Source organism: Streptomyces sp. NPDC104307, from assembly GCF_055584045.1.
This window is the reverse complement of record NZ_JBVJMU010000003.1, coordinates 435748-459716: the sequence shown is the minus strand read 5'-3', so window position 1 is coordinate 459716 and position 23969 is coordinate 435748. Positions and strand designations below refer to the sequence as shown.

The following is a 23969-nucleotide window of genomic DNA, read 5'->3' as shown; positions in this document are numbered from 1 at the left end:
AAGGAGCCGGCCATGGAGGCCGCCATCACCACGTGCTACCGCCATCCCTCGTACGAGACGTATGTGAGCTGTACCCGCTGCGAGCGCTTCATCTGCCCCGACTGCATGCGTGAGGCAGCGGTCGGCCACCACTGCGTGGAGTGCGTGAAGGAGGGGCGGCGTTCGGTCCGGCAGGCGCGGACGGTGTTCGGCGGAGCGGTGGCCAGGAGCGCGGTTCCGCTCGTCACCTATGTACTGATGGGCCTGAACATCCTGGTGTACCTGGCCGAGCTGGTGCACCCGGGGATCGTGGACCGGTTCGGCATGACGGGCGCGGAGCTGACCGGTCCGGACGGCGTCAGGTACGTCTACGAGAGCCGCGGCATCCCCGGCTTCGACGTGACCGGGGTGCTGGGCGGTGAGTGGTACCGGCTGCTGACCGGGACCTTCCTGCACCTGCCGCCCGGCGACTCCGCCCTCGGTTCGGTGCCGTTCGGGGTACTGCACATCGTCTTCAACATGTACGCGCTGTGGAACCTGGGCCGGGTCGTGGAGGAGCAGCTGGGGCGGGTCCGCTTCCTCGCGCTGTACCTGCTGTCCGCGCTGGGCGGTTCGGTACTGGTGTACCTGGTCGCGCCGCTGAACACCTCGGTGGGCGCCTCCGGGGCGGTCTTCGGGCTCGCGGCGGCCTTCTACGTGATCAGCCGACGGCTGGGCCAGGACATGCACGCGGTGAACAGGTTCCTGGCCGGGTTCCTGGTGTGGATGGTGGTCTCGGCCGGGTTCACCTCGTGGCAGGGCCATCTGGGCGGGCTGCTGACCGGTGCGCTGGTGACGGTGGTCTACGCGTACGCCCCGGCGGAGCGGCGTACCTCGGTCCAGGCCGCCGGGTGTGTGGTGCTGTCCGCGGTGCTGGTGCTGCTGGTGGTCCTCAAGACGTCGGCGCTGACGGGCTGAGCGTGACCGGCCCGTCGGCGCTGACGGGCCGAGCGTGCCCCGGCCCGGGATGCGCCACGGCGCCTGCCGAATCGTCCGGTCGGGGACGGGCAGGCGCCGCGTTCAGTTCCGTACGCCGTTGTACGGGACGTCTGTGTGCCGTGATCAGACCATCATGGAACGGTCCGTCGGGCGGATCGGGGCCGGCAGTGCGCTGGCCCCGGTGAGGAAGCGGTCCACGCCGCGTGCCGCGGAGCGGCCCTCGGCGATGGCCCACACGATGAGGGACTGGCCTCGGCCGGCGTCACCGGCGACGAAGACGCCGTCGATGTTCGTAGCGTAGTGCTTGTCGCGGGCGACGTTGCCACGGGCATCGAGTTCGACGCCGAACTGCTGGACGAGGCCGTTGGCCTGGTCGGTGCCGGTGAAGCCCATGGCGAGGGTGACCAGCTGCGCCGGGATGACCCGCTCGGTGCCGGTCTTCTGCTCCAGCTTGCCGTCCTTGAACTCCACCTCGATGAGGTGCAGCTCCTGGACGTTGCCGTCCTCGTCGCCCTCGAAGTGGGTGGTCGAGACGGAGTAGATGCGCTCGCCGCCCTCCTCGTGCGCGGAGGTGACCTTGTAGAGCATGGGGAAGGTCGGCCAGGGCTGGTTGGGGTTCCGGTCCTCGCCCGGCCTGGGCATGATCTCCAGCTGGGTGACGGAGAGGGCGCCCTGCCGGTGGGCGGTGCCGACGCAGTCGGCGCCGGTGTCGCCGCCGCCGATGACGACGACGTGCTTGCCCTCCGCGGTGATCGGGGAGACCGTCAGGTCGCCCTCCTGCACCTTGTTGGCGAGCGGCAGGTACTCCATCGCGAAGTGCACGCCGTTCAGCTCCCGGCCCGGAACGGGCAGGTCGCGGGAGACGGTGGCACCGGCGGCGATGACGACGGCGTCGTAGCGGCGGCGCAGCTTGGCCGCGTCGACGTCCTTGCCGACCTCGACCTCGGTGCGGAACTTGGTGCCCTCCGCGCGCATCTGCTCGATGCGGCGGTTGATGTGCGACTTCTCCATCTTGAACTCGGGGATGCCGTACCGGAGGAGTCCCCCGATGCGGTCCGCGCGCTCGTAGACCGCGACCGTGTGACCGGCCCGGGTCAGTTGCTGGGCGGCGGCGAGTCCGGCCGGGCCGGAGCCGATGACGGCCACGGTCTTGCCGGAGAGGCGCTCGGGCGGCACCGGGGTGACGTCGCCCCGGTCCCAGGCCTGGTCGATGATGGAGACTTCGACGTTCTTGATGGTGACGGCCGGCTGGTTGATGCCGAGCACGCACGCCGACTCGCACGGGGCGGGGCAGAGCCGCCCGGTGAACTCCGGGAAGTTGTTCGTGGCGTGCAGGCGCTCGGACGCGGCCGTCCAGTCCTCGCGGTAGGCGTAGTCGTTCCACTCGGGGATCAGGTTTCCGAGCGGGCAGCCCTGGTGGCAGAACGGGATGCCGCAGTCCATGCAGCGGCCGGCCTGCTTGCTGATGATCGGGAGCAGCGAGCCCGGAACGTAGACCTCGTTCCAGTCCTTGACGCGCTCATCCACGGGGCGGGTCTTGGCGACCTCGCGGCCGGTGGTCAGGAAGCCCTTGGGGTCAGCCATTGGTCGCCGCCTCCATCATCTTCTCGGTGGTCTCCTGCTCGGAGAGACCGGCGAGCTCAGCGGCGTCCTTGGCGGCGAGCACTGCCTTGTAGGTGGACGGGATGATCTTGCTGAAGCGGGACACGGCGGTGTCCCACTCGGCGAGGAGCTTCTCCGCGACCGTGGATCCGGTCTCCTCCTGGTGGCGGCGCACGACGTCGTGCAGCCACTGCCTGTCGGTGTCCGAGAGCTCCTCGACCGCGCCGAGGTTCCCGACGTTGACGTGGTCGCGCTGGAGGTCGATGACGTAGGCGACGCCGCCGGACATGCCGGCCGCGAAGTTGCGTCCGGTCTCACCGAGGACGACGGCGTGTCCGCCGGTCATGTACTCGCAGCCGTGGTCGCCCACGCCTTCGGAGACGACGGTGGCGCCGGAGTTGCGGACGCAGAAGCGCTCGCCGGTGCGGCCGCGCAGAAACAGTTCGCCGCCGGTGGCGCCGTAGCCGATGGTGTTGCCCGCGATGGTGGAGTACTCCGCGAGGTGGTCGGCGCCCCGGTCCGGGCGGACGATGACGCGGCCGCCGGAGAGGCCCTTGCCGACGTAGTCGTTGGCGTCGCCCTCCAGGCGCAGGGTCACACCGCTGGGGAGGAAGGCGCCGAAGGACTGGCCGGCGGAGCCGGTGAAGGTGATGTCGATGGTGTCCTCGGGCAGGCCCGCACCGCCGAACTTCTTCGTGACCTCGTGGCCGAGCATGGTGCCGACGGTCCGGTTGATGTTGCGGATCGCGATCTGCGCGCGGACCGGCTGGGCGGCCTCCGCGCTGTCGGCCTTCAGGGCGTCGTCGGCGAGCTTGATCAGCTCGTTGTCCAGTGCCTTGTCCAGTCCGTGGTCCTGCTCCGCGATCTGGTGGCGGACGGCGCCGTCGGCCAGCTCGGGGACGTGGAACAGCGGGGCGAGGTCGAGGCCCTGGGCCTTCCAGTGCGTGACCGCCCGGTCGGTGTCGAGCAGCTCGGCGTGGCCGACGGCCTCCTCGATCGTCCGGAAGCCGAGCTCTGCGAGGATCTCGCGGACTTCCTGGGCGATGAACTCGAAGAAGTTGACGATGTACTCGGCCTTGCCGGAGAAGCGGTCCCGCAGGACCGGGTTCTGGGTGGCGATGCCGACGGGGCAGGTGTCCAGGTGGCAGACGCGCATCATGACGCAGCCGGAGACGACGAGCGGCGCGGTCGCGAAACCGAACTCCTCAGCGCCCAGCAGTGCGGCGATGACGACGTCGCGGCCGGTCTTGAGCTGGCCGTCGGTCTGTACGACGATGCGGTCGCGCAGTCCGTTGAGCAGCAGCGTCTGCTGGGTCTCGGCGAGGCCGAGCTCCCAGGGGCCGCCCGCGTGCTTCAGCGAGGTCAGCGGGGAGGCGCCCGTTCCGCCGTCGTGTCCCGAGATGAGGACGACGTCCGCGTGGGCCTTGGAGACACCGGCGGCGACCGTGCCGACGCCGACCTCGGAGACCAGCTTCACGTGGATGCGGGCCGCCGGGTTGGCGTTCTTGAGGTCGTGGATCAGCTGAGCCAGGTCCTCGATGGAGTAGATGTCGTGGTGCGGCGGGGGCGAGATCAGGCCGACGCCGGGGGTGGAGTGCCGGGTCTTGGCGACCCACGGGTAGACCTTGTGGCCGGGCAGCTGGCCGCCCTCGCCGGGCTTGGCGCCCTGGGCCATCTTGATCTGGATGTCGTCCGCGTTGACCAGGTACTCGCTGGTGACGCCGAAGCGGCCGGAGGCGACCTGCTTGATGGAGGAGCGGCGCGCCGGGTCGTAGAGCCGGTCGGCGTCCTCGCCGCCCTCGCCGGTGTTGGACTTGCCGCCCAGCTGGTTCATGGCGATGGCGAGGGTCTCGTGCGCCTCGCGGGAGATCGAGCCGTAGGACATGGCGCCGGTCGAGAAGCGCTTGACGAGGTCCGAGACGGACTCGACCTCTTCGATGTCGATGGCCTCGCGGTCCGAGGTGAAGCCGAACAGGCCGCGGAGCGTCATCAGCCGCTCGGACTGCTCGTTCACCCGGTCCGTGTACTGCTTGAAGATGTCGTAGCGGCGGTTGCGGGTGGCGTGCTGGAGGCGGAAGACCGTGTCCGGGTCGAACAGGTGCGGTTCGCCCTCGCGGCGCCATTGGTACTCGCCGCCGATCTCCAGCGCGCGGTGCGAGGCGGAGATGCCGGTGGCCGGGTAGCCCTTGGCGTGCCGGGCGGCGACCTCCTTGGCGACGACGTCGAGTCCGGCGCCGCCGATCTTGGTGGCGGTGCCGTTGAAGTACTGGTCGACGAAGGACTGGTCGAGGCCGACGGCCTCGAAGACCTGGGCGCCCCGGTAGGAGGCGACGGTGGAGATGCCCATCTTGGACATCACCTTGAGGACGCCCTTGCCCAGTGCGTAGATGAGGTTGCGGATGGCCTGCTCGGCCTCGATGCCCTCGATGAAGGTGCCGGCCCGGACCAGGTCCTCGACGGACTCCATGGCCAGGTACGGGTTGACCGCGGCGGCGCCGAAGCCGATCAGCAGCGCGACGTGGTGGACCTCGCGGACGTCACCGGCCTCGACCAGCAGCCCCACCTGGGTGCGCTGCTTGGTGCGGATGAGGTGGTGGTGGACGGCCGAGGTGAGCAGCAGCGAGGGGATCGGCGCGTGCTCGGCGTCGGAGTGCCGGTCGGACAGGACGATCAGTCGGGCGCCGTCCTCTATGGCGGCGTCGACCTCGGTACAGATCTCCTCGATCCGTGCGGCCAGTGCCTCGCCGCCGCCGCCGACCCGGTAGAGGCCGGAGAGCGTGGCGGCCTTCATGCCCGGCATGTCGCCGTCGGCGTTGATGTGTATGAGCTTGGCCAGCTCGTCGTTGTCGATCACCGGGAAGGGCAGCGTGACGCTGCGGCAGGCCGCTGCGGTCGGCTCCAGGATGTTGCCGGCCGGGCCGAGCGTGGAGCGCAGCGAGGTGACGAGCTCCTCGCGGATGGCGTCCAGCGGCGGGTTGGTGACCTGGGCGAACAGTTGGGTGAAGTAGTCGAAGAGCAGCCGGGGCCGGGCGGACAGCGCGGCGATCGGGGAGTCCGTGCCCATCGAGCCGAGCGGTTCGCCGGCGGTGCGGGCCATCGGGGCGAGGATGACGCGGAGCTCTTCCTCGGTGTAGCCGAAGGTCTGCTGGCGGCGGGTGACGGAGGCGTGCGTGTGGACGATGTGCTCCCGCTCGGGGAGGTCCTCCAGCTCGATCTCGCCGGTTTCCAGCCACTCCTGGTAGGGCTGCTCGGCGGCGAGGGACGCCTTGATCTCGTCGTCCTCGATGATGCGGTGCTCGGCGGTGTCGACGAGGAACATCTTGCCGGGCTGGAGGCGGCCCTTGCGGACGACCTTGGCGGGGTCGATGTCCAGGACGCCGACCTCGGAGGAGAGGACGACGAGTCCGTCGTCGGTGACCCAGTAGCGTCCGGGGCGCAGTCCGTTGCGGTCGAGGACCGCGCCGACCTGGACGCCGTCGGTGAAGGTGACGCAGGCCGGGCCGTCCCAGGGCTCCATCATCGTGGAGTGGTACTGGTAGAAGGCGCGCCGGGCAGGGTCCATGGAGGCGTGGTTCTCCCACGCCTCGGGGACCATCATCAGCACGGAGTGCGGCAGCGAGCGGCCGCCGAGGTGGAGCAGCTCCAGGACCTCGTCGAAGGAGGCGGAGTCGGAGGCGTCCGGGGTGCAGACGGGGAAGATCCGGTCCAGCTGCTCCGTGCCGAAGAGGCTGGAGGCGAGCTGGGACTCGCGGGCCTTCATCCAGTTGCGGTTGCCCTTGACCGTGTTGATCTCGCCGTTGTGCGCGACGAAGCGGTACGGGTGGGCGAGCGGCCAGCTCGGGAAGGTGTTGGTGGAGAAGCGGGAGTGGACCAGCGCGACCGTGGTGGCGAAGCGGGCGTCGGAGAGGTCCGGGAAGAACGGCTCCAGCTGCCCGGTGGTGAGCATGCCCTTGTAGACGACCGTGCGGGCGGAGAGCGACGGGAAGTAGACCCCGGTCTCACGCTCGGCGCGCTTGCGCAGTACGAAGGCCTTGCGGTCCAGGACGATGCCGGTGCTCTCACCGTCCGCGACGAAGAGCTGACGGAACTCGGGCATGGTGGCGCGGGCGCCCTTGCCGAGGATGTCGGGGGTGACCGGGACGTCACGCCAGCCGAGGACCTTGAGGCCCTCTTCGGCGGCGATCTTCTCCAGGCCCTTGACGGCCGCGGTGGAGTCGTCCGCGGGCAGGAATGCGATGCCGACGGCGTAGGCACCGGCCTCGGGGAGGTCGAAGGGGACCTCTGCGCGCAGGAAGGCGTCCGGTACCTGGAGCAGGATTCCGGCTCCGTCACCGGAGTCGGGCTCGGATCCGGTGGCGCCGCGGTGTTCGAGGTTGCGCAGTACGGTCAGCGCCTGCTCTACCAGCTCGTGGCCGGCCACACCGGTCAGAGTGGCCACGAACCCGACACCACAGGCGTCGTGCTCGTTGCGGGGGTCGTACATCCCCTGCTGGGCGGGGCGACCGTCCATGGGCGACCAGGCGTCGGTGCGCATCGGCTCTCCCGTCGTCGTCGTGGCATATGTACAGCCGAGGGACGACTCTGGCCCTCTGCGAAATTTCGTGCAGATTACATGATGGGACGCTTCTCAAGAAGCGGATAGCTCGTTCCAACATACGGACACCGCTGATGGCGGTGGAGGGGGTCGCAGTCGGAGGATCGGCGCCCGGGAGACCGCAGAGAGCAGGCGTCGTTGCCTGCGGTGTCTACGGCTCATGCCCGGCGGAAGCGCAAACGAAACCGCCGGGTAACGACTACTTATGTGTAGCCCTGCATAGAGTCTCATTTTACGTCGCGTGAACACCTTCCGCCCAGTGGCGGTGATCAGGACGTACGTCACACGGATGACGCACACGTTACGGGCCGGGACCGTGGTTCCGGTCCCGGCCCGTAACGTGTGCGAGCGGCTCAGCCGCCGACCGCGACGCCGAACAGCATGCCCAGGCCGTAGGTGACCGCGGCCGCCGCGCCACCGAGCACCAGCTGACGCAGTCCGCTGAACCACCAGCTGCGGGCCGTGACCCGGGCGACCACCGCACCACACCCGAAGAGGCCGACCAGGGCCAGCAGCACGGCCGGCCACAGCGCGTCCGCGCCGAGCAGGTACGGCAGCAGGGGCAGCAGGGCGCCCAGCGCGAAGGCGCCGAACGAGGAGACGGCGGCGACGAGCGGCGAGGGCAGGTCGCCCGGGTCGATGCCGAGCTCCTCGCGGGCGTGGATCTCCAGGGCCTGCTCCGGGTCGCGCGACAGCTGCCGGGCGACCTCGCGGGCGAGGCCGGAGTCGACGCCCCGGGATTCGTAGAGCTCCGCGAGCTCCCGCTCCTCGTCCAGCGGGTGCTTGCGCAACTCCCGCCGCTCGACGTCGAGTTCGGCCTCCACCAGCTCACGCTGCGAGGCGACGGAGGTGTACTCGCCGGCCGCCATCGAGAAGGCACCGGCGGCCAGACCGGCAAGTCCGGTGATCACGATCGTGCGGTGCGAGACGTCACCGCCCGCGACGCCGGTCATCAGGGCGAGGTTCGAGACGAGACCGTCCATGGCACCGAAGACCGCAGGCCGCAGCCAGCCACCGTTCACGTCGCGGTGGGTGTGGTTGTCCCGGTGCGCCTCGTGCAGTACGGCGTCGGTCTCGATGATGGACACAGCTCTCCCCTTCTCCCGGAGCGGCGTTCAGCCGCTCCGACCCCGTTCGACACACTCGAAAATACGCACGAAAAACGGCTCCCGCCAGCAAGGAAGGCCGTACTTACCACTGTCCGTGACCAGGTAGGTACGCCTTGCCTTGCTGTCCGAAGGCCGTCATCCGAGTGGCCCTTTTGTGGTGATTACCGGCCTCTGTCCCGGCTCCGCGTGGCACAGATCCCACAGGTACGAGAACTGGCTCGGTACGAGCGAAGGGTCGACGCGATGGAGCTGATGGCGGGAAATGCGGCAGCGCCGCGGACGGACGGCACGCGGGCAGCGGTACGAGGAGCGCCGGCCCCCGGCGATACGGTCCGGGGCGGAACGGTCCACGGCGATGTCCTCCGGGGCGGTCCGGCCGACCGGGCCAGGGGCTCGCTGCTCGGCCTCGCGGTCGGCGACGCGCTGGGCGCCCCCGCGGAGAACATGCGGCCCTCCGAGATCCGCCGCCGCTGGGGCCGGATCGAGGGCTTCGTGAGCGACGACCCGGCGGGCACCGACGACACGGAGTACGCGATCTTCTCCGGGCTGCTGCTGGCCCGGCACGGCTCTGCGCTGACCGTGACCCATGTCGAGCGGGCGTGGCGGCTGTGGATCGCGGACCTGGACGAGGGACCGTTCCGGGGTGCCGGTTTCAGCGAGCGCGGCACGCTGGAGAACCTGCGCCGGGGGCTGGCCGCCCCGATCTCCGCCCAGCACCGGCACGCCTGGAGCGACGGTCTGGCGATGCGGGCGGCGCCGTTCGGCGTCTTCGCGGCGGGCCGGCCCGCCGAGGCGGCCCGGCTGGTCGCGGTGGACGGCCGGGTCAGCCACGAGGGCGAGGGCATCTACGGCGGCCAGGCGGTGGCGGCCGGGGTGGCGGCCGCGATGACGGGGTCCGGAGTCACCTCCGTGATCGCGGCCGCGCTCTCCGTCGTCCCGATGGACTCCTGGACGGCGCGTTCGCTGCGCCGCGCGGTGACCGCCGCCCAGCGCCCGTACCCGGACCGGCTCACGATGGAGCGCGCGGTGCGCTCGGCCGTGGTCGTCGGCGGCTACCCGTGGACGGACCTGGCGCCGGAGGCGGTCGGGCTGGCCTTCGGGGCGTTCGCCGCGGCGCGCGGCGACTTCCGTACGGCGGTGCTGACCGCGGTCAACATGGGCCGCGACGCCGACACCACGGCCGCGGTGGCGGGCGCGCTGGCCGGGGCGCTGCACGGGGCCTCGGCCATTCCGGCGCACTGGGCGGCGGCGATCGGCCCGGTCCGGGGCAGCTGCCTGCCCTCGATGCGCGGCTACCACGTACTGGACATCGCGGAACTCCTCACCCCGGCGGAGGCCGAGGCGGACGAACGGGCCGGGCAACGGCCCCCGGACCCCGGATCCGGCGGTGGGGCGCCCCCTCCCGGCGAAGGCACCGGCCAGGGCCACCGCGAGGCCGTCCCCGATGCGGCTGCCGGCCCCAACCGCCGCGAGGTCCTCCCCGGCGAGGCCGCCGGCCCGGACCACCGCGAGGCCGTCCCCGGCGCAGCGGCCGACCCCAACCGCCGGGAGTCCCGCCCTGGTGCGACCGCCAGTTCCGACCACCGCGAGGCCGTCCCCGATGCGGCCGGCCCCGGCCACCTCCAGGCCCGTGACGGCGCACCGGTGGTGCGCCCATGACCGGCACCGGCCGCCGCGCCCGGATCGAGGGGCTGCTCCTCGGGCTGGCCGCCGGGGACGCCGCCGGATGGCCGGCCGCGCGGCACCGGGCGGCCCGGATGCCGGAGTGGACCCGGCGCCTCACCCGCGAGCTGGACACCTTCGCGGAGCAGAACGCGACCACCACGCTGCCCGTCCCCATCGCCCTCAACCAGCCGCCAGAGCCCCTGCGGCTGGGCCCCTCCGACGACGCCGAATGGGCGGCGTTCGCGGCCGGGACCGTGCTGACCTCCGCGGCGGGCCCGCTGCACGGCCTCTCCCCCGGCCGCCGGACGCGGGCCGCGGTGGACGTCGCCTGGAACGCGCTGGCCGCCGAGGTCGCCGCGGCCGCCGCACGGGCACCGGAGGTCGAGTCGGCGGTCCTGCCGCTGCGGGCCCGCATCTCGGTACGGGCCGGGCTCGGCAACCTCGCCGCCGGACTGCGCCCGCCCGCCACCGGCCACGACAACCCGCACTACTTCGACGACGCGGCGTGCGTGCGGGCCGCCGTGCTGGCCGTCGTCCACCCCGGCGACCCGGCGGCCGCGGCCGATCTCGCGGAGTTCGACGCGCGCTACACCCAGGACGGCGACGGGGTGCACGGCGCGCGGGCGATGGCCGCCGCGATCGCGCAGGCGCTCGGCGGGGCGGACGTGGACACGGCGGTGAACGCCGCGCTGGACCAGCTCCCGGAAGGCACCGAGATCGCCCGCAACGCCGCCCACGCGGTCCGGATCGCCCGCGACTTCGCCGGTGAGGCGGCCGGCGCCTTCGCCCTCGTACCGGTGCTGGAGCACCAGATCGTGGACCACGTCTACAGCTACGGGATCGCCGCGGCCGAGACCGTCCCGGTCGCCCTCGCCCTGGCCACCGCCGCCCGGGGCGAGATCGCGCAGGCCGTACCGTCCGCCGCCTGCCTGTCCCGGGTCGCCGATTCGGCACCGGCCCTGGCCGGTGCGCTCACGGGCGCGCTCGGTGGCATCGCCACCGTGCCGGACGGCTGGCGCGAGGCCTGCCGCACTCTCGCGGGGTGCGCGCTGCCCCGATTCGCGGGCACCGATCTGCTGGAACTCGCCGGGCTGCTGGCAGACACGGAACCAGCACTCCCGGGTGGACAATTCGGACATGACATCCACCGCGCCCCCGGCGCCCACGAGGTCCGCACCGTCCACGACAACCACGGCGCTCACGCTCGATGAAAGGATCGCGGGCGCGCTCGTAGGCGCCGCCGTCGGTGACGCGCTCGGCGGTCCGGTCGAAGGGCGGCCCCCCGAGCAGATCGTGGCCCGGCACGGCGGGCGGATCACCGGCGTCGTCGGCCCCTGGGACGGCGACGACTGGCGGACCGCCCGTCCCATCGCCCCGTACCACAAGGGCGACGGACACGTCACCGACGACACCTTGATGACCCATGCCCTGGTCCGGGTGTACGGCAGGGTGCGCGGCCATCTCGACGCGTACTCGGTCGCCGAGCACCTGGTACCGGAGCTGATCTCGAACCCCCGCTGGATTCCGGAGCTGGAGGCCGAGGCGCTGCCGCTCCAGCGGGTCTTCCTCGCCGAGAAGTGGATCGTCGCCCGGCTGCACTACGGCCACGTCGACCCGCGCGAGGCGGGCTCCGGAAACATCGTCAACTGCGGTGCCGCGATGTACATGGCTCCGGTCGGCCTGGTGAACGCGGCCCATCCGCAGGCCGCCTACGCCGAGGCGCTGGATGTCGCGGGCGCCCACCAGTCCTCGTACGGCAGGGAGGCCGCCGGAGTGTTCGCGGCCGCCGTCGCCGCAGCCTGCGTCCCGGGGGCGACGCCCACGAGCGTCATCGAGACGTGTCTCTCGCTCGCCAAGGACGGCACCCGGGCGGCGATCGACGCGGTCTGCGAAACGGCCGTCGGGTACCAGGACTTCGAGTCCGCGCTGGCCCCGCTGCGGGAGGCGGTCGCCCCCTTCGACACCGTGGGGCCCGACTACCGCGCCCCCTCGCTCGGCGCCCGCCGCCCCTCCCGGCTGCACGCCATCGAGGAACTCCCCATCGCGCTCGGCATGCTGCTCGTCGGGGACGGGGACTACCGGCGCACGGTCCTGGGCTCCGTCAACTACGGGCGGGACTGCGACTCGATCGCCACCATGAGCGGCGCCGTCGCGGGCGCCCTGCACGGCGAGGGCGCGATCCCCGCCGACTGGGTGAGCACCGTCGCCGGGGCCAGCCGCCTCGATCTGCACGCCCCGGCCCGGACCCTGGCGGAGGTCGCCCGCGAGGTGTTCGCACACGACACGGCCCGCCGCCGCGCCCACGAGAGCGCCTTCACCGCGCTGGCGGGCACCCCATGACCAAGAGCGTGCGGGCCACCTGGGTGCAGCCGGAGGACCTGGTCGGACACGAACTGCGGCAGGCCGCGCAGGACGGGCGGGACGCCCGGGACATCGAGCGCCGGTGGTACGAGGCCGGCGGATCGCCCGCCCCGGAGCGCGCGGGCGCCTCCGAGCACCCCGCACCGCCCGGACTGCGCGCGGTCGCCGGCCGGCTGCTGGACGAACTCGCGCTGCTGGAATCTCCGTTGGCCGACGACGAGCCGACCGCCCTGGACGCGATCCGGGCCGCCTGCCCGCGCTGGCCGCTGCCCCGCACGGCGCCGTCCGGTGTGGACTGCGAGCGGCTGCACGCGGCCTGGCTCGGGCGGGCGGCGGGCTGCCTGCTCGGGAAGCCGGTCGAGAAGCTGCCGCTGGAGGGCATCCGCGCACTGGCCCGCGCCACCGGGAACTGGCCGCTGAACACCTGGTTCACCGCCAAGGGGCTGTCCCCTGGGCTGGCCGCCACCTACCCCTGGAACCGGCGCTCCGCGGCCACCTCGCTCGCGGAGAACATCGACGGGATGCCGGAGGACGACGACCTCAACCACCCGCTGCTCACCCTGTTGCTGCTCCGGCGTCACGGCCGCTCGTTCACCACCGCGGACCTCGCCCGGCTCTGGCTGGACGAGCTTCCGGCGGGCCGGACGTTCACCGCGGAGCGGGTCGCGTACCGCAATCTGCTGGACGGCATCGAGCCGCCGGACACCGCCTCGTACCGCAACCCGTTCCGGGAGTGGATCGGTGCGCAGATCCGGGCCGACGTGCACGGCTGGACCCACCCCGGCGACCCGGCAGCAGCGGCGGAGCAGGCCCACCGGGACGCGGTCCTCACCCACACCGGGAACGGGGTGTACGGCGCCATGTTCACCGCCGCCGCGCTGGCGGAGGCGGCGGGCGGCGAGGCCGATGTGCACGGCTGCCTGGCCGCCGGGCTCAGGGTCGTCCCCCCGCGTTCGCGGTTCGCACGGGCGGTACGGGACGGAGTCGCGGCGGCCCATGGTGCCGCCGACTTCGACACCGTCGTCGACCACCTCCACGACCTGTACGGCCACTGCCACTGGGTGCACGTGCTGCCCAACGCGGCGCTGCTCGCCGCCGCGCTCACGCACGCCGACGGCGACTTCTCCGGCTCCATCTGCCGCGCGGTGTCCGGCGGCTGGGACACCGACTCCAACGGGGCGACCGCCGGTTCGCTCGCCGGACTGCTGGCCGGCCGGCCGGAGGCGCTGCCCGACCGGTGGACCACCCCGCTGAAGAACCGGCTCGCCACGTCCGTACCCGGTTTCGACTCGGTCGGCTTCGACACGCTCGCAGACCTGACCCACCGGCTCACCCACCAGGAGGTACTCCGCCCATGACCAGAGTCGCGGTGCTCGGCAGCACCAATATGGACCTCGTGGCCTACACCGACCGAGCCCCGGAGCGCGGAGAGACAGTCACCGGACGGGAGTTCCGCACCGTTCCCGGCGGCAAGGGCGCCAACCAGGCGGTCGCCGCCGCCCGCGCCGGGGGCGACGTCATGATGATCGGCGCCGTCGGCAACGACGAGTACGGTCTCCGGCTGCGGAAGAACCTGGAGCACTCGGGCGTCGACACCGATCTGCTGCACACCGCGGAGGGGCCCAGCGGTACCGCGCACATCGTGGTGGACGCCAAGGGCTCCAACGCCATCGTCGTCATCCCCGGCGCCAACGGGGTGGTCACCGCGCTCGGTCCGGGCGAGATCGCCGCCGTCGCGGAGGCCGATCTGCTGCTGCTCCAGCTGGAGCTGCCGATGTCCGCCGTGATCGAGGGCGCGCGGGCCGGTCACGCCCAGGGGGTGCGGGTGCTCCTCACCCCGCCGCCCGTGCAGGAGCTGCCCGACGAACTCCTGGACTGCGTCGACCTGCTGATCCCCAATGAGCACGAGGCGGCCGAACTGTCCGGGCACACGGAGCCGCACGCGGCGGCGGAGGTCCTGCTCGCCCACGTACCGGCGGTCCTCATCACGCTCGGCTCGAAGGGCTGCCTGTACGCGGCCCGGGGCACCACCGCTGTCCACTTCCCCGCCCCCGATGTCAGCGCCGTCGACACCACGGGCGCCGGCGACACCTTCGTCGGCGCGCTCGCGGTGGCCATCGGTGAGGGCCGACCGGTTCCGCAGGCCGTCGCCTGGGCCTCGGCGGCCGCCGCGCTCTGCGTCCAGAAGCACGGCGCCTCCACGTCCATGCCGTACCGCAGCGAAATCGACACCGCGTGACCGGGCCCGCGGCAGCGCCGCTGACCGGACTGCGGGTCATCGACCTGGCCACGCTCTTCGCCGGGCCGCTGTGCGCCACCATGCTCGGTGACTACGGCGCCGAGGTGATCAAGGTCGAGCATCCGGGCCGCCCCGACCCGTCCCGGGGCCACGGCCCCACGAAGGACGGCATCGGGCTGTGGTGGAAGCTCCTCGGCCGCAACAAGCGCACCATGACCCTCGATCTGTCCGGGGCCGGCGGGCGCGACATCCTGCTGCGGCTCGCCGCGGAGACCGATGTGATCATCGAGAACTTCCGGCCGGGCACCCTGGAGCGCTGGGGTCTCGGCTGGGAGGAGCTGCACGCCGTCAACCCCCGGCTGGTGCTGGCCCGGGTCACCGGCTTCGGACAGTTCGGCCCGTACGCGCACCGGCCCGGCTTCGGGACGCTCGCGGAGGCGATGAGCGGGTTCGCGGCGATCACCGGGGAGCCGGACGGGCCGCCGACGCTGCCGCCCTTCGGGCTCGCCGACTCGATCGCGGCGATCGCCACGGCGTTCGCGGTGACGACCGCGCTGGCCGCGCGGGAACGCACCGGGGAGGGGCAGGTCGTCGACCTGGCGATCATCGAACCGCTCCTGACCGTGCTCGGCCCGCAGCCCCTCTGGTACGACCAGCTCGGCTACGTGCAGCCGCGCACCGGCAACCGCTCGCGCAACAACGCCCCGCGCAACACCTACCGCACCTCGGACGGTCAGTGGGTGGCCGTCTCCACCTCCGCGCAGTCCATCGCGGAGCGGGTGATGCGTCTGGTGGGGCGGGCGGAGCTGATCGACGAGCCGTGGTTCGGCTCCGGCACCACCCGCGCCGAGCACTGCGAGGAGCTCGACGAGGCGGTCGGCAACTGGATCGCCCGGCACACCCGGGACGACGCGATCTCCGCGTTCGAGAAGGCGGAGGCCGCCATCGCGCCCATCCACGACGTCCGCGACGTGATGGAGGACCCGCAGTACCGGGCGCTGGACTCCGTCACCGAGGTCGACGACCCCGAGCTGGGTCCGCTGCGGATGCAGAACGTCCTGTTCCGGCTCTCCGCGACCCCCGGGGCGATCCGCTGGGCGGGGCGGCCGCACGGCGCGGACACCGAGGAGATCCTCACCGGGCTCGGGCTGAGCGGCGCGGAGATCTCGGCGCTGCGGGCGGAGCGTGTCCTGTGACCGCGACGATCCCCCTCAGCTGGCTGTACGTCCCCGGGGACCGGCCGGACGTGGTGCGCAAGGCCCGTGCGTCGGGGGCGGACGTGGTGATCGTGGACCTGGAGGACGCGGTCGCCCCGGACCGCAAGGAGTACGCGCGGGCGGCGACCGCGGAGCTCCTCTCCGATCCTGCGGACGCCGGCGCGGCGCCGCTCCACGTCCGGGTCCACACCGAGGCCGACGTCACGACCCTGGCCGGGCTGCCGGGCCTCGCGGAACTGCGGCTGCCGAAGATCACCCACGCGGCCTCCGTCCATCACATCGCGGCGCTGGCCCCCGGGGTCGCGCTCTGCCCGCTGCTGGAGTCGGCGCTCGGCATCGAGCACGCGTACTCGGTGGCGGCCGCCCATCCGCAGGTCCGGTCCATCGCACTGGGCGAGGCGGATCTCCGGGCCGATCTGGGGGTGCACGACGACACGGGGCTCGACTGGTCGCGCAGCCGGGCGGTGGTCGCGTGCCGGGCCGCCGGCCTTGCCCCGCCGACCCAGTCGGTGTTCCCGGACGTCCGGGACCTGGACGGGCTGTGGGCGTCCTGCGCGCACGGGCGGGCGCTGGGCTTCCTGGGGCGGGCGGCGATCCATCCCCGGCAGCTTCCGGTGATCGAGCGGGCGTTCCGGCCGACGCCGCAGGAGATCGAGGCGGCACAGGAGATCGTCGAGGCGGCCCGCGCGGAGGCGGGGGCGCTGGCCCTGCCGGACGGGCGCTTCGTGGACGCGGCGGTGGTGGCCTCGGCCCACCGCACGCTTGCCCTGGCCGGGCGCACGGTGGTGACGGGCCCACGCTGAGCCGGGGCCCCGGCCGTAACGCTTCCGTCCTCAATCGCCGGACGGGCTGGGTTCGCCCCCGCCCAACAAATCCAAGCCGTCCGGCGATTGAGGACACCACGGCCCGCAGAGACACGATCACGGCGAGCGAATTCAAGCCCGTCCGGCGATTGAGGACAAGACCCGGCGCCACGCTCGCGGCGCGCAGAACGAGGAGGGGCCGCCGGATCGCCCGGCGGCCCCTCCTCGTTCTCGCGGCGTCAGCCCTTGGCCGTCTCCGCCGCATCCTTCGTCTCCGAAGCCTCGGACGGACCGGACGCGTCCACCGCATCGGACTCGACCACGGCGTCGTCAGACTTCGCGTCGTCGGACTTCGCCTCACCGGCCTCCGCGTCCCCGGCCTCAACCGCGTCCGGCGCCCCCGGCTCGACGATCTCCTCGCGGCCCGGCCGCACCTTCGCCGAGATCACCATGTAGACCACCGCCAGCACGAACACGATCAGCGCGGTCCACACGTTCAGGCGCAGGCCCAGGATGTGGTGGGCCTCGTCGACGCGCATGTACTCGATCCACGCGCGACCGGCGCAGTAGGACGCGACGTACAGCGCGAACGCCCGCCCGTGCCCGAGCTTGAACCGGCGGTCCGCCCAGATCACCAGAAGGGCCACGCCGATGCACCACAGCGACTCGTACAGGAACGTCGGGTGGTACGTGCCGGCCGCCCGGTTGGGGCCCTCGCTGATCTTCAGCGCCCACGGAACGTCGGTCTCCCGGCCGTACAGCTCCTGGTTGAACCAGTTGCCCCAGCGACCGCAGGCCTGGGCCACGGCGATACCGGGAGCGAGCGCGTCGGCCCAGGCGGGCAGCGGGATCCCCCGGCGGCGGCAGCCGATCCAGGCACCGACCGCGCCGAGCGCGATCGCACCCCAGATCCCGAGGCCGCCCTGCCAGATCTTGAAGGCGTCGACCCAGTCCTCACCGTCGCTGAAGTACAGCTGGTAGTCGGTGATGACGTGGTAGAGCCTCCCGCCGACGAGGCCGAAGGGCACCGCCCAGACGGCGATGTCGGCAACCGTGCCGGCTCTGCCCCCTCGGGCGATCCAGCGCTTGTTGCCTAGCCAGACGGCGACAAACACACCGATGATGATGCAGAACGCGTAGCCGCGAAGCGGGATCGGGCCGAGATCGATCACGCCGGTCGACGGGCTGGGAATGTAGGCAAGGTCCATGACAGGGTCGACGCTACCTTGCCGGGCGGGAGGTGCGGCAACCCGCCCGACAACTTCTGGGTAACGAGCCGGTCATCGATTCCCCGGGAATCCGCCGTTCAGGACCCCGACGGGGCGGGGGTGGCCGTGGCTTTCCCCTTGCCCTTGTTGGCCTCCGCGACCCACTTCTTCAGGTTGGCGACGGTGATCGGCTCGTTCCCCTTCTTGGGGAAGATCGACTGACCGTTGAGCAGCGCCGTCGGCGTGCCCTGGAAGCCGCCGTCGCGGAACGCCTTGTCGGACTTCTGGACCCAGCTGTCGTGCGTGCCGTCCTCGACACAGCTACGGAAGGCGGGCGTGTCGAGCCCGTCGACCTTCTTGGACAGGTCGATCAGCTTGCTGTTGTCACCGAAGGCGTCGTCGGCCTCCTGCGGCTGATTGCGGTACAGGATGTCGTGGTACGCGGAGAACTTGCCCACGTCCTGGGCGCAGGCCGCCGCGTTTGCGGCCTTGAGGGAGCCGCTGCCGCCGAGATTGCCGTCGATCAGCGTGGCGAGGTGGTACTCGACCTTGAGCTGCTTGCTCTGCTCCAGCTGGTGGATCGTGTCCCGGAACGCGTTCTCGAACTGGGCGCAGACGGGGCAGCGGAAGTCCTCCCAGATCGTGAGGGTGGACGGGGCGTCGTCCGCTCCCACCTGGATGGCGAGGCTGTCCTTGCCGGTCGCGCCCGACGGTGCGACGGCGGGACCCGACGCCTTGTTCTTACTGCCCTTCCCGCCGCTGTTGGCGGCGATCACACCGACGACGGCGGCCAGGGCGAGGACACCCACCACGGCGGTCGAGACGATCAGCGTGCGGCGACGGCGCTCTCGCGCCTTCAGCTGCTCACGCTGCTGGATCAGCCGGTCTCGCGCGGCCCTTTTTCCCTCTTGGTTCTTCTCGCTCACACCGCAGCAACGAACCGGGGAGGCACTCGCGTGCCTCCCCGGTCCCAGGTCCACCCATTCGGGTGACGTCCGGTATCAGCGCTTTCGAACACCTTCGGCCAGATCGGCCGCCAGTGAGCGGACGGCCGCCAGGCCGGCCTCCTCGTCGGGCGCGTCCAGCATGCACTTGACGAAGGCGGTACCGACGATGACCCCGTCCGCGAACCCGGCGACCTCGGCGGCCTGGTCCGCGTTGGAGACGCCGAGCCCGACGCAGACCGGGACGGAGGTGGTGGCGCGGGTGCGCCGCACCAGGTCCTCGGCCTGTTCCCCGACCGAGACGCGGGTGCCGGTGACCCCCATCAGCGAAGCGGCGTAGACGAAGCCGGAACCGGCCGCCGTGATGGTGGCGAGGCGCTCGTCCTTGCTGCTGGGCGCGACGACGAAGACGGTCGCGAGTCCGTGCTTGGCCGCGTGCTCGCGCCACAGGGCGGACTCCTGGACCGGCAGGTCGGGCAGGATGCACCCGGCGCCGCCCGCCTCCGCCAGCTCGGCGGTGAAGCGCTCGACGCCGTACCGGTCGATCGGGTTCCAGTACGTCATGACCAGGATCGGGATCCCGGTGGCCTCGTACGCCTCGCGGACCGTGCGCATCACGTCGGCGATCTTCACGCCGCCGCGCAGCGCGATGTCGTCGGCGGTCTGGATGACCGGGCCGTCGAGCACCGGGTCGCTGTGCGGCAGGCCCACCTCGATGACGTCGGCGCCGCCGGCGGCCGCCGCCTTGATGGCCGCGATCCCGCCGTCGACGGTCGGGAACCCGGCGGGCAGGTACGCGATCAGCGCCGCCCGGTCCTCGGCCTTGGCCGCGGCGAGGGTGGTGTCCAACAGCTCGATGTTGCCGCTCACTTGGCGTCCCCCTCGATCTCGGCACCGCGGCCGGACGCGTCCGCCTCGACGGCCGCGTCGGTCTCGTACAGCCCGAAGTACCGGGCCGCCGTGTCCATGTCCTTGTCGCCCCGGCCGGACAGGTTGACCAGGATCAGGCCGTCCTTGCCGAGCTCCTTGCCGACCTCCAGGGCACCGGCCAGCGCGTGCGCGCTCTCGATGGCCGGGATGATTCCCTCGGTGCGGGAGAGCAGCCGCAGCGCCTGCATGGCCGCGTCGTCGGTGACCGCGCGGTACTCGCCTCGGCCGATGTCCTTCAGGTAGGCGTGCTCCGGGCCGATTCCCGGGTAGTCCAGACCGGCCGAGATGGAGTACGGCTCGGTGATCTGGCCCTCCTCGTCCTGGAGGACGTAGCTGCGCGAACCGTGCAGGATGCCGGGCTCGCCCTCGGTCAGGGTCGCCGCGTGCTCGCCCGTCTCCACGCCGTGCCCGGCCGGCTCGCAGCCGATGAGGCGGACGTCCGCGTCCGGGATGAGGGCGTGGAAGAGGCCGATGGCGTTGGAGCCGCCGCCGACGCAGGCGACCGCCGCGTCCGGGAGGCGGCCCGCGCGCTCCAGGATCTGCCGCCTGGCCTCGACACCGATGACGCGATGGAAGTCGCGGACCATGGCGGGGAAGGGGTGCGGGCCCGCGACCGTGCCGAAGAGGTAGTGCGTGCGGTCCACGTTGGCGACCCAGTCACGGAACGCCTCGTTGATGGCGTCCTTGAGGGTGCGGGAGCCGGACTTCACGGCGATGACCTCGGCGCCGAGCATCCGCATCCGCGCCACGTTGAGCGCCTGGCGCTCGGTGTCGATCTCGCCCATGTAGATGGTGCATTCGAGGCCGAAGAGCGCGCAGGCGGTCGCGGTGGCGACGCCGTGCTGGCCGGCCCCGGTCTCCGCGATGACCCGGGTCTTGCCCATGCGCCGGGTGAGGAGCGCCTGGCCCAGCACGTTGTTGATCTTGTGCGAGCCGGTGTGGTTGAGGTCCTCGCGCTTGAGGAAGATCCGGGCGCCCCCGGCGTGTTCCGCGAAGCGCGGCACCTCGGTGAGCGCGCTGGGGCGGCCGGTGTAGTTGACCATGAGCTCGTTGAGCTCGGCGGCGAACGCCGGGTCGGCCTTCGCCTTGTCGTACTCGACGGCGACCTCGTCCACGGCGGCGACGAGCGCCTCCGGGATGAACTTTCCGCCGTACGCGCCGAAGTACCCCTCGGCGCTGGGGATCAGACCCTGCGGGTCCGGAATGAAGAAGTCGGACGACATCTCGACGTGCTCCTCGGCATGGCATGGGGTGGATGCGTGGATTCACCGTATTGCGCCGTGAGCGAGGCGCCGCCTCGGCCGGGGGCCGGGCGGTGCGGGCCGTGCGGTACCGCTGGAGGGCGGTGGGTGCGACGGGCCGGGGTTCGCTCTACTGCGCGGACCCCGTGCGCCATCGCATGCCGTTGACCTGGCCGGGTTCGTCACCGATCACGTACCGCACCCGCCGTCCGTGCACGCGGCGGGCGGGGGCACGGCAGCCGCGGGGGCGGCAGCCGCGCGCCAGCGGCGCGTGCGGGTCCCGGCCGGTGGCCGCGGCGGGGCGCAGGCCCGGCCGGACACGGGGCGCGGAACGGTCGGCGGACACGGGTGAGGTCAGCCCCGTCCGTGCCGGAGGGCCGGGTGGGCGCCGGCGGCGACCAGGTCCGCGACGGCGACCCGCGGGTCGCGGCCGGTGACCAGGGACTCGCCGACCAGTACGGCGTCCGCGCCGGCGTTGGCGTAGGCGATTAGGTCGTGCGGGCCCCGGACACCGGACTCCGCGACCTTGACGATGCGGTCGGGGATCTCGGGTGCGACCCGCTCGAAGGTGGAGCGGTCGACCTTGAGGTCCTTCAGGTTGCGCGCGTTGACGCCGATGATCCGTGCGCCGGCGTCGACCGCGCGCTCGGCCTCCTCCTCGTCGTGCGCCTCGACCAGCGGCGTCAGGCCGATGGACTCGGCGCGCTCGATCAGGGAGACCAGCGCCTCCTGGTCGAGGGCGGCGACGATCAGCAGGGCGAGGTCGGCGCCGTACGCCCGTGCCTCCCACAGCTGGTAGGAGGTGACGATGAAGTCCTTGCGCAGGACCGGGATGTCGACCTTGGCGCGGACGGCCTCCAGGTCGGCGAGCGAACCGCCGAAGCGGCGCTCCTCGGTGAGGACCGAGATGACGGAGGCGCCGCCCGCCTCGTAGTCCGCGGCCAGTGCGGCCGGGTCGGCGATGGCGGCCAGGGCCCCCTTGGAGGGGCTGGAGCGCTTTACCTCGCAGATGACGGTCACACCCTCGCCGCGCAGGGCGGCGACTCCGTCCTTCGCCTGGGGAGCGCGCGCCGCGCGTTCCTTCAGCTCATCGAGGCTGACGCGCGCCTGCCGCTCTGCGAGGTCGGCGCGTACGCCGTCGATGATCTCGTCGAGCACACTCACGCGATCGGCCCCCTTCCGGGACGGTGACAAGACAACAGGATCAGCTATGCCGATGGTATCCGCAGGAGGCCGATGGGCCCGCATCCAGCCGACGAATGTCCCACTACCTGGGCATTCACGTGGCCCACCGCTGGGTGTTCACGGCGCCAGCGCCGATCCGAACGGCAGGTTCCGAACGACGGTGAAGATCAGCAGGACGGCTCCGATCGCCCACCAGTGGACGGGCCGCAGCGCGAACCGCGCGGGCTTCCCGGCGGCCGCGCGGACCATCCAGAGGACCCAGACCACGGCGAAGACCCCGTAGCCGATGACGGCGGGGGCGTTGGAGCCGAACGCCGTCCCGAGGTCGCCGTGGGCGACCGCGTAGGCGCTGCGCAGCCCGCCGCAGCCGGGGCAGTAGACGCCGGTGAGGCGGAGCAGCGGGCAGACCGGGTAGTGGCCCGGCTCGTTGGGGTCGACGGAGCCGACGAGGACGAAGGCCCCGAGGACACCCGCCATGACACCGGCCGGGGCGGCGATCCGCCGCAGCCGTGAGGCAGGGACGGGCGCCGGCCGGAAGACCGGCGGGAACGGTCCCGGCTGCCCTGCGGGCGGGCCGGGCGCGGGTGGGTGGCCGCCGGGCGCCGGGGGCGGGCCGGACGGCGGCCGGTGGCCGTCCGGAGCGGGCAGGTGGCCGGGGGCCGCGGCGGCGCCGGGCGCGGGGTGGTGGCCCGGCGTCGGCGGGGCGGCTGGAGAGGGCGAAGCGTCCACCCGGTGATTGTCGCCGCTGACGCGGAAAGGCGCAGCCCGATCCGGGCTGCGCCTCGCGTGCGTACGTCCTGCGGAGGGGGTCAGGAGGTCTGCGCCTGTCCGGCGCGGGCCCTGGCCTGGGCCAGCTCCGTCGACTCCTTCGGCATGCCGAGGCCGGCGGCCTTCATCGCGAGCCCGACGATCCCGCCGATGACGGTGACGGCGATACCGGCCCAGAAGCCGAGCGGGTTCGCCGCGACCATGAAGACGCCTGCGATGCAGAAGCCGATGAACGAGATGATGACACCGGTCCAGGCGGCCGGGGTGTGTCCGTGGCTGCTGCCCGCCATGAGTTGCTCCTCGTTGGTGTTGCGCTGTTGGTATCGCTCGGTGTCGCTGTGCGCAGAGCCGGTGCCGCTGTGGGTGCCGCTGTGCTGTGAGCTCGGACCATTGTCCCGTACGTGCGGAGTGGACGTGAGCTGGGGGGTCATGCCTCGCGCGTCGGGTCCTCGCCTCGGTCCAGGGCCTTCCACAGGTCCTCGGGCCGGTCGGGATCCATCGCCTTGCGGGGGGCCTTGCGGGGGCGCGGGGTGCCGTCGCGCTCGTACCGCCCGGACATGGTGGGCCAGCGCCTGCCGTAGCGCAGGGCGAGCAGCCCGGCGAGCAGGATCAGGAGCCCGCCGGCCGCGGTCACGTAGGGCCAGGCGGTGTGGCTGAGGGCGCCGATGGTGGCGGCGCTGTCGCCGGTGCTCCGGGCGGCCCGTTCGTCGAGCGCGGCGCTGTCGGAGGCGCCGAGGAAGGCGCTCAGCGCGGCGCCGAGTCCGCTGAGTGCCAGCAGCCCCGCGACGAGGAGCCGGCCGCCGCTGCGGACGGCGAAGACGGCGACGAGGGCGGCCAGGCCGACGATGGCGAGGGCGGCCGGGACACCGGTGACGTCCTGTCCGTCGGCGCTCAGCGGCAGGGCGCCGCCGCCGACCGAGGCCCGGCCCCGGGCCCAGGTCTGCCCGGACGCGAGGAGGACGACGGTGGCGCCGGCTGCCCCGAGGAGCAGGCCGGCGGCCAGGCTTCGGCGGCTTCCCGCACTGTCGGGCGCGGAGGCGGCTTCGGCACGGGGCTGGGGTACGGGGACAGCGCTCACACACCCCACTATCCCCTACCGCCCCGGAGTTACGGGCACACGGGGGGTGTGAGATGGAGCCCCCGCCC

At 72.4% G+C, this 23969-nt stretch carries 20 protein-coding genes; 8 read left to right on the top strand and 12 right to left on the bottom strand.

Features of this window, described 5'->3' with window-relative positions; genetic code table 11:
• Positions 1-12: 12 nt before the first annotated feature.
• The gene (locus ACZ601_RS12120; protein ID WP_469536167.1) at positions 13-936 is read left to right on the top strand and encodes a rhomboid family intramembrane serine protease; all 924 of its coding nucleotides are present in this window, start codon (positions 13-15) and stop codon (positions 934-936) included.
• A 144-nt stretch (positions 937-1080) separates the two neighbouring features.
• On the opposite strand, the gene ACZ601_RS12115 is transcribed toward ACZ601_RS12120, so the two are convergent.
• From ACZ601_RS12115 to ACZ601_RS12105, 3 genes are all read right to left on the bottom strand, one after another.
• Positions 1081-2541, bottom strand: a complete 1461-nt coding sequence (locus tag ACZ601_RS12115) for a glutamate synthase subunit beta (RefSeq protein ID WP_440574345.1) — start codon at positions 2539-2541, stop codon at positions 1081-1083.
• Positions 2534-7093, bottom strand: coding sequence for a glutamate synthase large subunit (gene gltB, locus ACZ601_RS12110; RefSeq protein ID WP_469536164.1), 4560 nt, complete (start codon positions 7091-7093; stop codon positions 2534-2536). Before gltB ends, ACZ601_RS12115 begins: the two co-directional genes overlap by 8 nt.
• A gap of 413 nt (positions 7094-7506) precedes the next feature.
• Positions 7507-8241, bottom strand: coding sequence for a VIT1/CCC1 transporter family protein (locus ACZ601_RS12105; protein WP_440574347.1), 735 nt, complete (start codon positions 8239-8241; stop codon positions 7507-7509).
• A 417-nt stretch (positions 8242-8658) separates the two neighbouring features.
• On the opposite strand from ACZ601_RS12105, the gene ACZ601_RS12100 reads away from it, so the two are divergent.
• From ACZ601_RS12100 to ACZ601_RS12070, 7 genes are read left to right on the top strand one after another with little or no spacing between them, the layout of a single operon-like run.
• Positions 8659-9921 (top strand): ADP-ribosylglycohydrolase family protein, encoded by a 1263-nt coding sequence (locus ACZ601_RS12100; RefSeq protein ID WP_469536498.1) that lies wholly within the window; start codon positions 8659-8661, stop codon positions 9919-9921.
• The gene (locus ACZ601_RS12095) at positions 9918-11138 is read left to right on the top strand and encodes an ADP-ribosylglycohydrolase family protein (RefSeq protein ID WP_469536161.1); all 1221 of its coding nucleotides are present in this window, start codon (positions 9918-9920) and stop codon (positions 11136-11138) included. Before ACZ601_RS12100 ends, ACZ601_RS12095 begins: the two co-directional genes overlap by 4 nt.
• The gene (locus ACZ601_RS12090; protein WP_469536159.1) at positions 11065-12267 is read left to right on the top strand and encodes an ADP-ribosylglycohydrolase family protein; all 1203 of its coding nucleotides are present in this window, start codon (positions 11065-11067) and stop codon (positions 12265-12267) included. Before ACZ601_RS12095 ends, ACZ601_RS12090 begins: the two co-directional genes overlap by 74 nt.
• Positions 12264-13646: an ADP-ribosylglycohydrolase family protein gene (locus ACZ601_RS12085; protein WP_469536156.1), complete on the top strand. Its 1383-nt coding sequence runs from the start codon at positions 12264-12266 to the stop codon at positions 13644-13646. Before ACZ601_RS12090 ends, ACZ601_RS12085 begins: the two co-directional genes overlap by 4 nt.
• A complete protein-coding gene (rbsK, locus tag ACZ601_RS12080; protein WP_469536155.1) occupies positions 13643-14527 on the top strand; it encodes a ribokinase in 885 nt (294 codons plus the stop codon). The genes ACZ601_RS12085 and rbsK overlap by 4 nt, the downstream gene beginning before the upstream one ends.
• On the top strand, positions 14524-15723 hold the full coding sequence (locus ACZ601_RS12075; RefSeq protein ID WP_469536152.1) for a CaiB/BaiF CoA transferase family protein: 1200 nt from the start codon (positions 14524-14526) through the stop codon (positions 15721-15723). The genes rbsK and ACZ601_RS12075 overlap by 4 nt, the downstream gene beginning before the upstream one ends.
• Positions 15720-16547 carry an HpcH/HpaI aldolase/citrate lyase family protein gene (locus ACZ601_RS12070; RefSeq protein WP_469536150.1) on the top strand — a complete coding sequence of 276 codons (828 nt, stop codon included), beginning with the start codon at positions 15720-15722 and terminating at the stop codon, positions 16545-16547. The genes ACZ601_RS12075 and ACZ601_RS12070 overlap by 4 nt, the downstream gene beginning before the upstream one ends.
• 239 nt (positions 16548-16786) lie before the next feature.
• Here the strand turns inward: ACZ601_RS12070 and lgt are convergent, their stop codons facing one another.
• The 9 genes from lgt to ACZ601_RS12025 all read right to left on the bottom strand — a co-directional run bounded on the left by lgt (position 16787) and on the right by ACZ601_RS12025 (position 23910).
• Positions 16787-17755 (bottom strand): prolipoprotein diacylglyceryl transferase, encoded by a 969-nt coding sequence (gene lgt, locus ACZ601_RS12065; protein WP_469536147.1) that lies wholly within the window; start codon positions 17753-17755, stop codon positions 16787-16789.
• A gap of 98 nt (positions 17756-17853) precedes the next feature.
• A complete protein-coding gene (locus tag ACZ601_RS12060; RefSeq protein WP_469536144.1) occupies positions 17854-18681 on the bottom strand; it encodes a DsbA family protein in 828 nt (275 codons plus the stop codon).
• Positions 18682-18756: 75 nt separating this feature from the next.
• Positions 18757-19569: a tryptophan synthase subunit alpha gene (gene trpA, locus ACZ601_RS12055; RefSeq protein ID WP_469536141.1), complete on the bottom strand. Its 813-nt coding sequence runs from the start codon at positions 19567-19569 to the stop codon at positions 18757-18759.
• Positions 19566-20852 carry a tryptophan synthase subunit beta gene (trpB, locus tag ACZ601_RS12050; RefSeq protein WP_440574357.1) on the bottom strand — a complete coding sequence of 429 codons (1287 nt, stop codon included), beginning with the start codon at positions 20850-20852 and terminating at the stop codon, positions 19566-19568. The genes trpA and trpB overlap by 4 nt, the downstream gene beginning before the upstream one ends.
• Positions 20853-21000: 148 nt before the next feature.
• Positions 21001-21216: a tryptophan biosynthesis modulator TrpM gene (gene trpM, locus ACZ601_RS12045; protein ID WP_393614625.1), complete on the bottom strand. Its 216-nt coding sequence runs from the start codon at positions 21214-21216 to the stop codon at positions 21001-21003.
• Positions 21217-21224: 8 nt separating this feature from the next.
• Positions 21225-22034: an indole-3-glycerol phosphate synthase TrpC gene (trpC, locus tag ACZ601_RS12040; protein WP_123526624.1), complete on the bottom strand. Its 810-nt coding sequence runs from the start codon at positions 22032-22034 to the stop codon at positions 21225-21227.
• 138 nt (positions 22035-22172) lie between these two features.
• A complete protein-coding gene (locus ACZ601_RS12035; protein WP_469536136.1) occupies positions 22173-22784 on the bottom strand; it encodes a DUF2752 domain-containing protein in 612 nt (203 codons plus the stop codon).
• Positions 22785-22864: 80 nt separating this feature from the next.
• On the bottom strand, positions 22865-23113 hold the full coding sequence (locus tag ACZ601_RS12030) for an HGxxPAAW family protein (protein WP_469536495.1): 249 nt from the start codon (positions 23111-23113) through the stop codon (positions 22865-22867).
• 137 nt (positions 23114-23250) lie between these two features.
• Positions 23251-23910: a TIGR02234 family membrane protein gene (locus ACZ601_RS12025; protein WP_469536134.1), complete on the bottom strand. Its 660-nt coding sequence runs from the start codon at positions 23908-23910 to the stop codon at positions 23251-23253.
• Between the last annotated feature and the right edge of the window lie 59 nt (positions 23911-23969).

What these genes read in the sequence shown, in the direction of transcription:
- lgt (WP_469536147.1), bottom strand. Translation starts at nt 17,755, where the DNA reads ATGGACCTTGCCTACATTCCCAGCCCGTCGACCGGCGTGATCGATCTC.
- gltB (WP_469536164.1), bottom strand. Translation starts at nt 7,093, where the DNA reads ATGCGCACCGACGCCTGGTCGCCCATGGACGGTCGCCCCGCCCAGCAG.
- ACZ601_RS12120 (WP_469536167.1), top strand. Translation starts at nt 13, where the DNA reads ATGGAGGCCGCCATCACCACGTGCTACCGCCATCCCTCGTACGAGACG.
- ACZ601_RS12090 (WP_469536159.1), top strand. Translation starts at nt 11,065, where the DNA reads ATGACATCCACCGCGCCCCCGGCGCCCACGAGGTCCGCACCGTCCACG.
- ACZ601_RS12115 (WP_440574345.1), bottom strand. Translation starts at nt 2,541, where the DNA reads ATGGCTGACCCCAAGGGCTTCCTGACCACCGGCCGCGAGGTCGCCAAG.
- ACZ601_RS12085 (WP_469536156.1), top strand. Translation starts at nt 12,264, where the DNA reads ATGACCAAGAGCGTGCGGGCCACCTGGGTGCAGCCGGAGGACCTGGTC.
- rbsK (WP_469536155.1), top strand. Translation starts at nt 13,643, where the DNA reads ATGACCAGAGTCGCGGTGCTCGGCAGCACCAATATGGACCTCGTGGCC.
- ACZ601_RS12095 (WP_469536161.1), top strand. Translation starts at nt 9,918, where the DNA reads ATGACCGGCACCGGCCGCCGCGCCCGGATCGAGGGGCTGCTCCTCGGG.
- ACZ601_RS12030 (WP_469536495.1), bottom strand. Translation starts at nt 23,113, where the DNA reads ATGGCGGGCAGCAGCCACGGACACACCCCGGCCGCCTGGACCGGTGTC.
- trpB (WP_440574357.1), bottom strand. Translation starts at nt 20,852, where the DNA reads ATGTCGTCCGACTTCTTCATTCCGGACCCGCAGGGTCTGATCCCCAGC.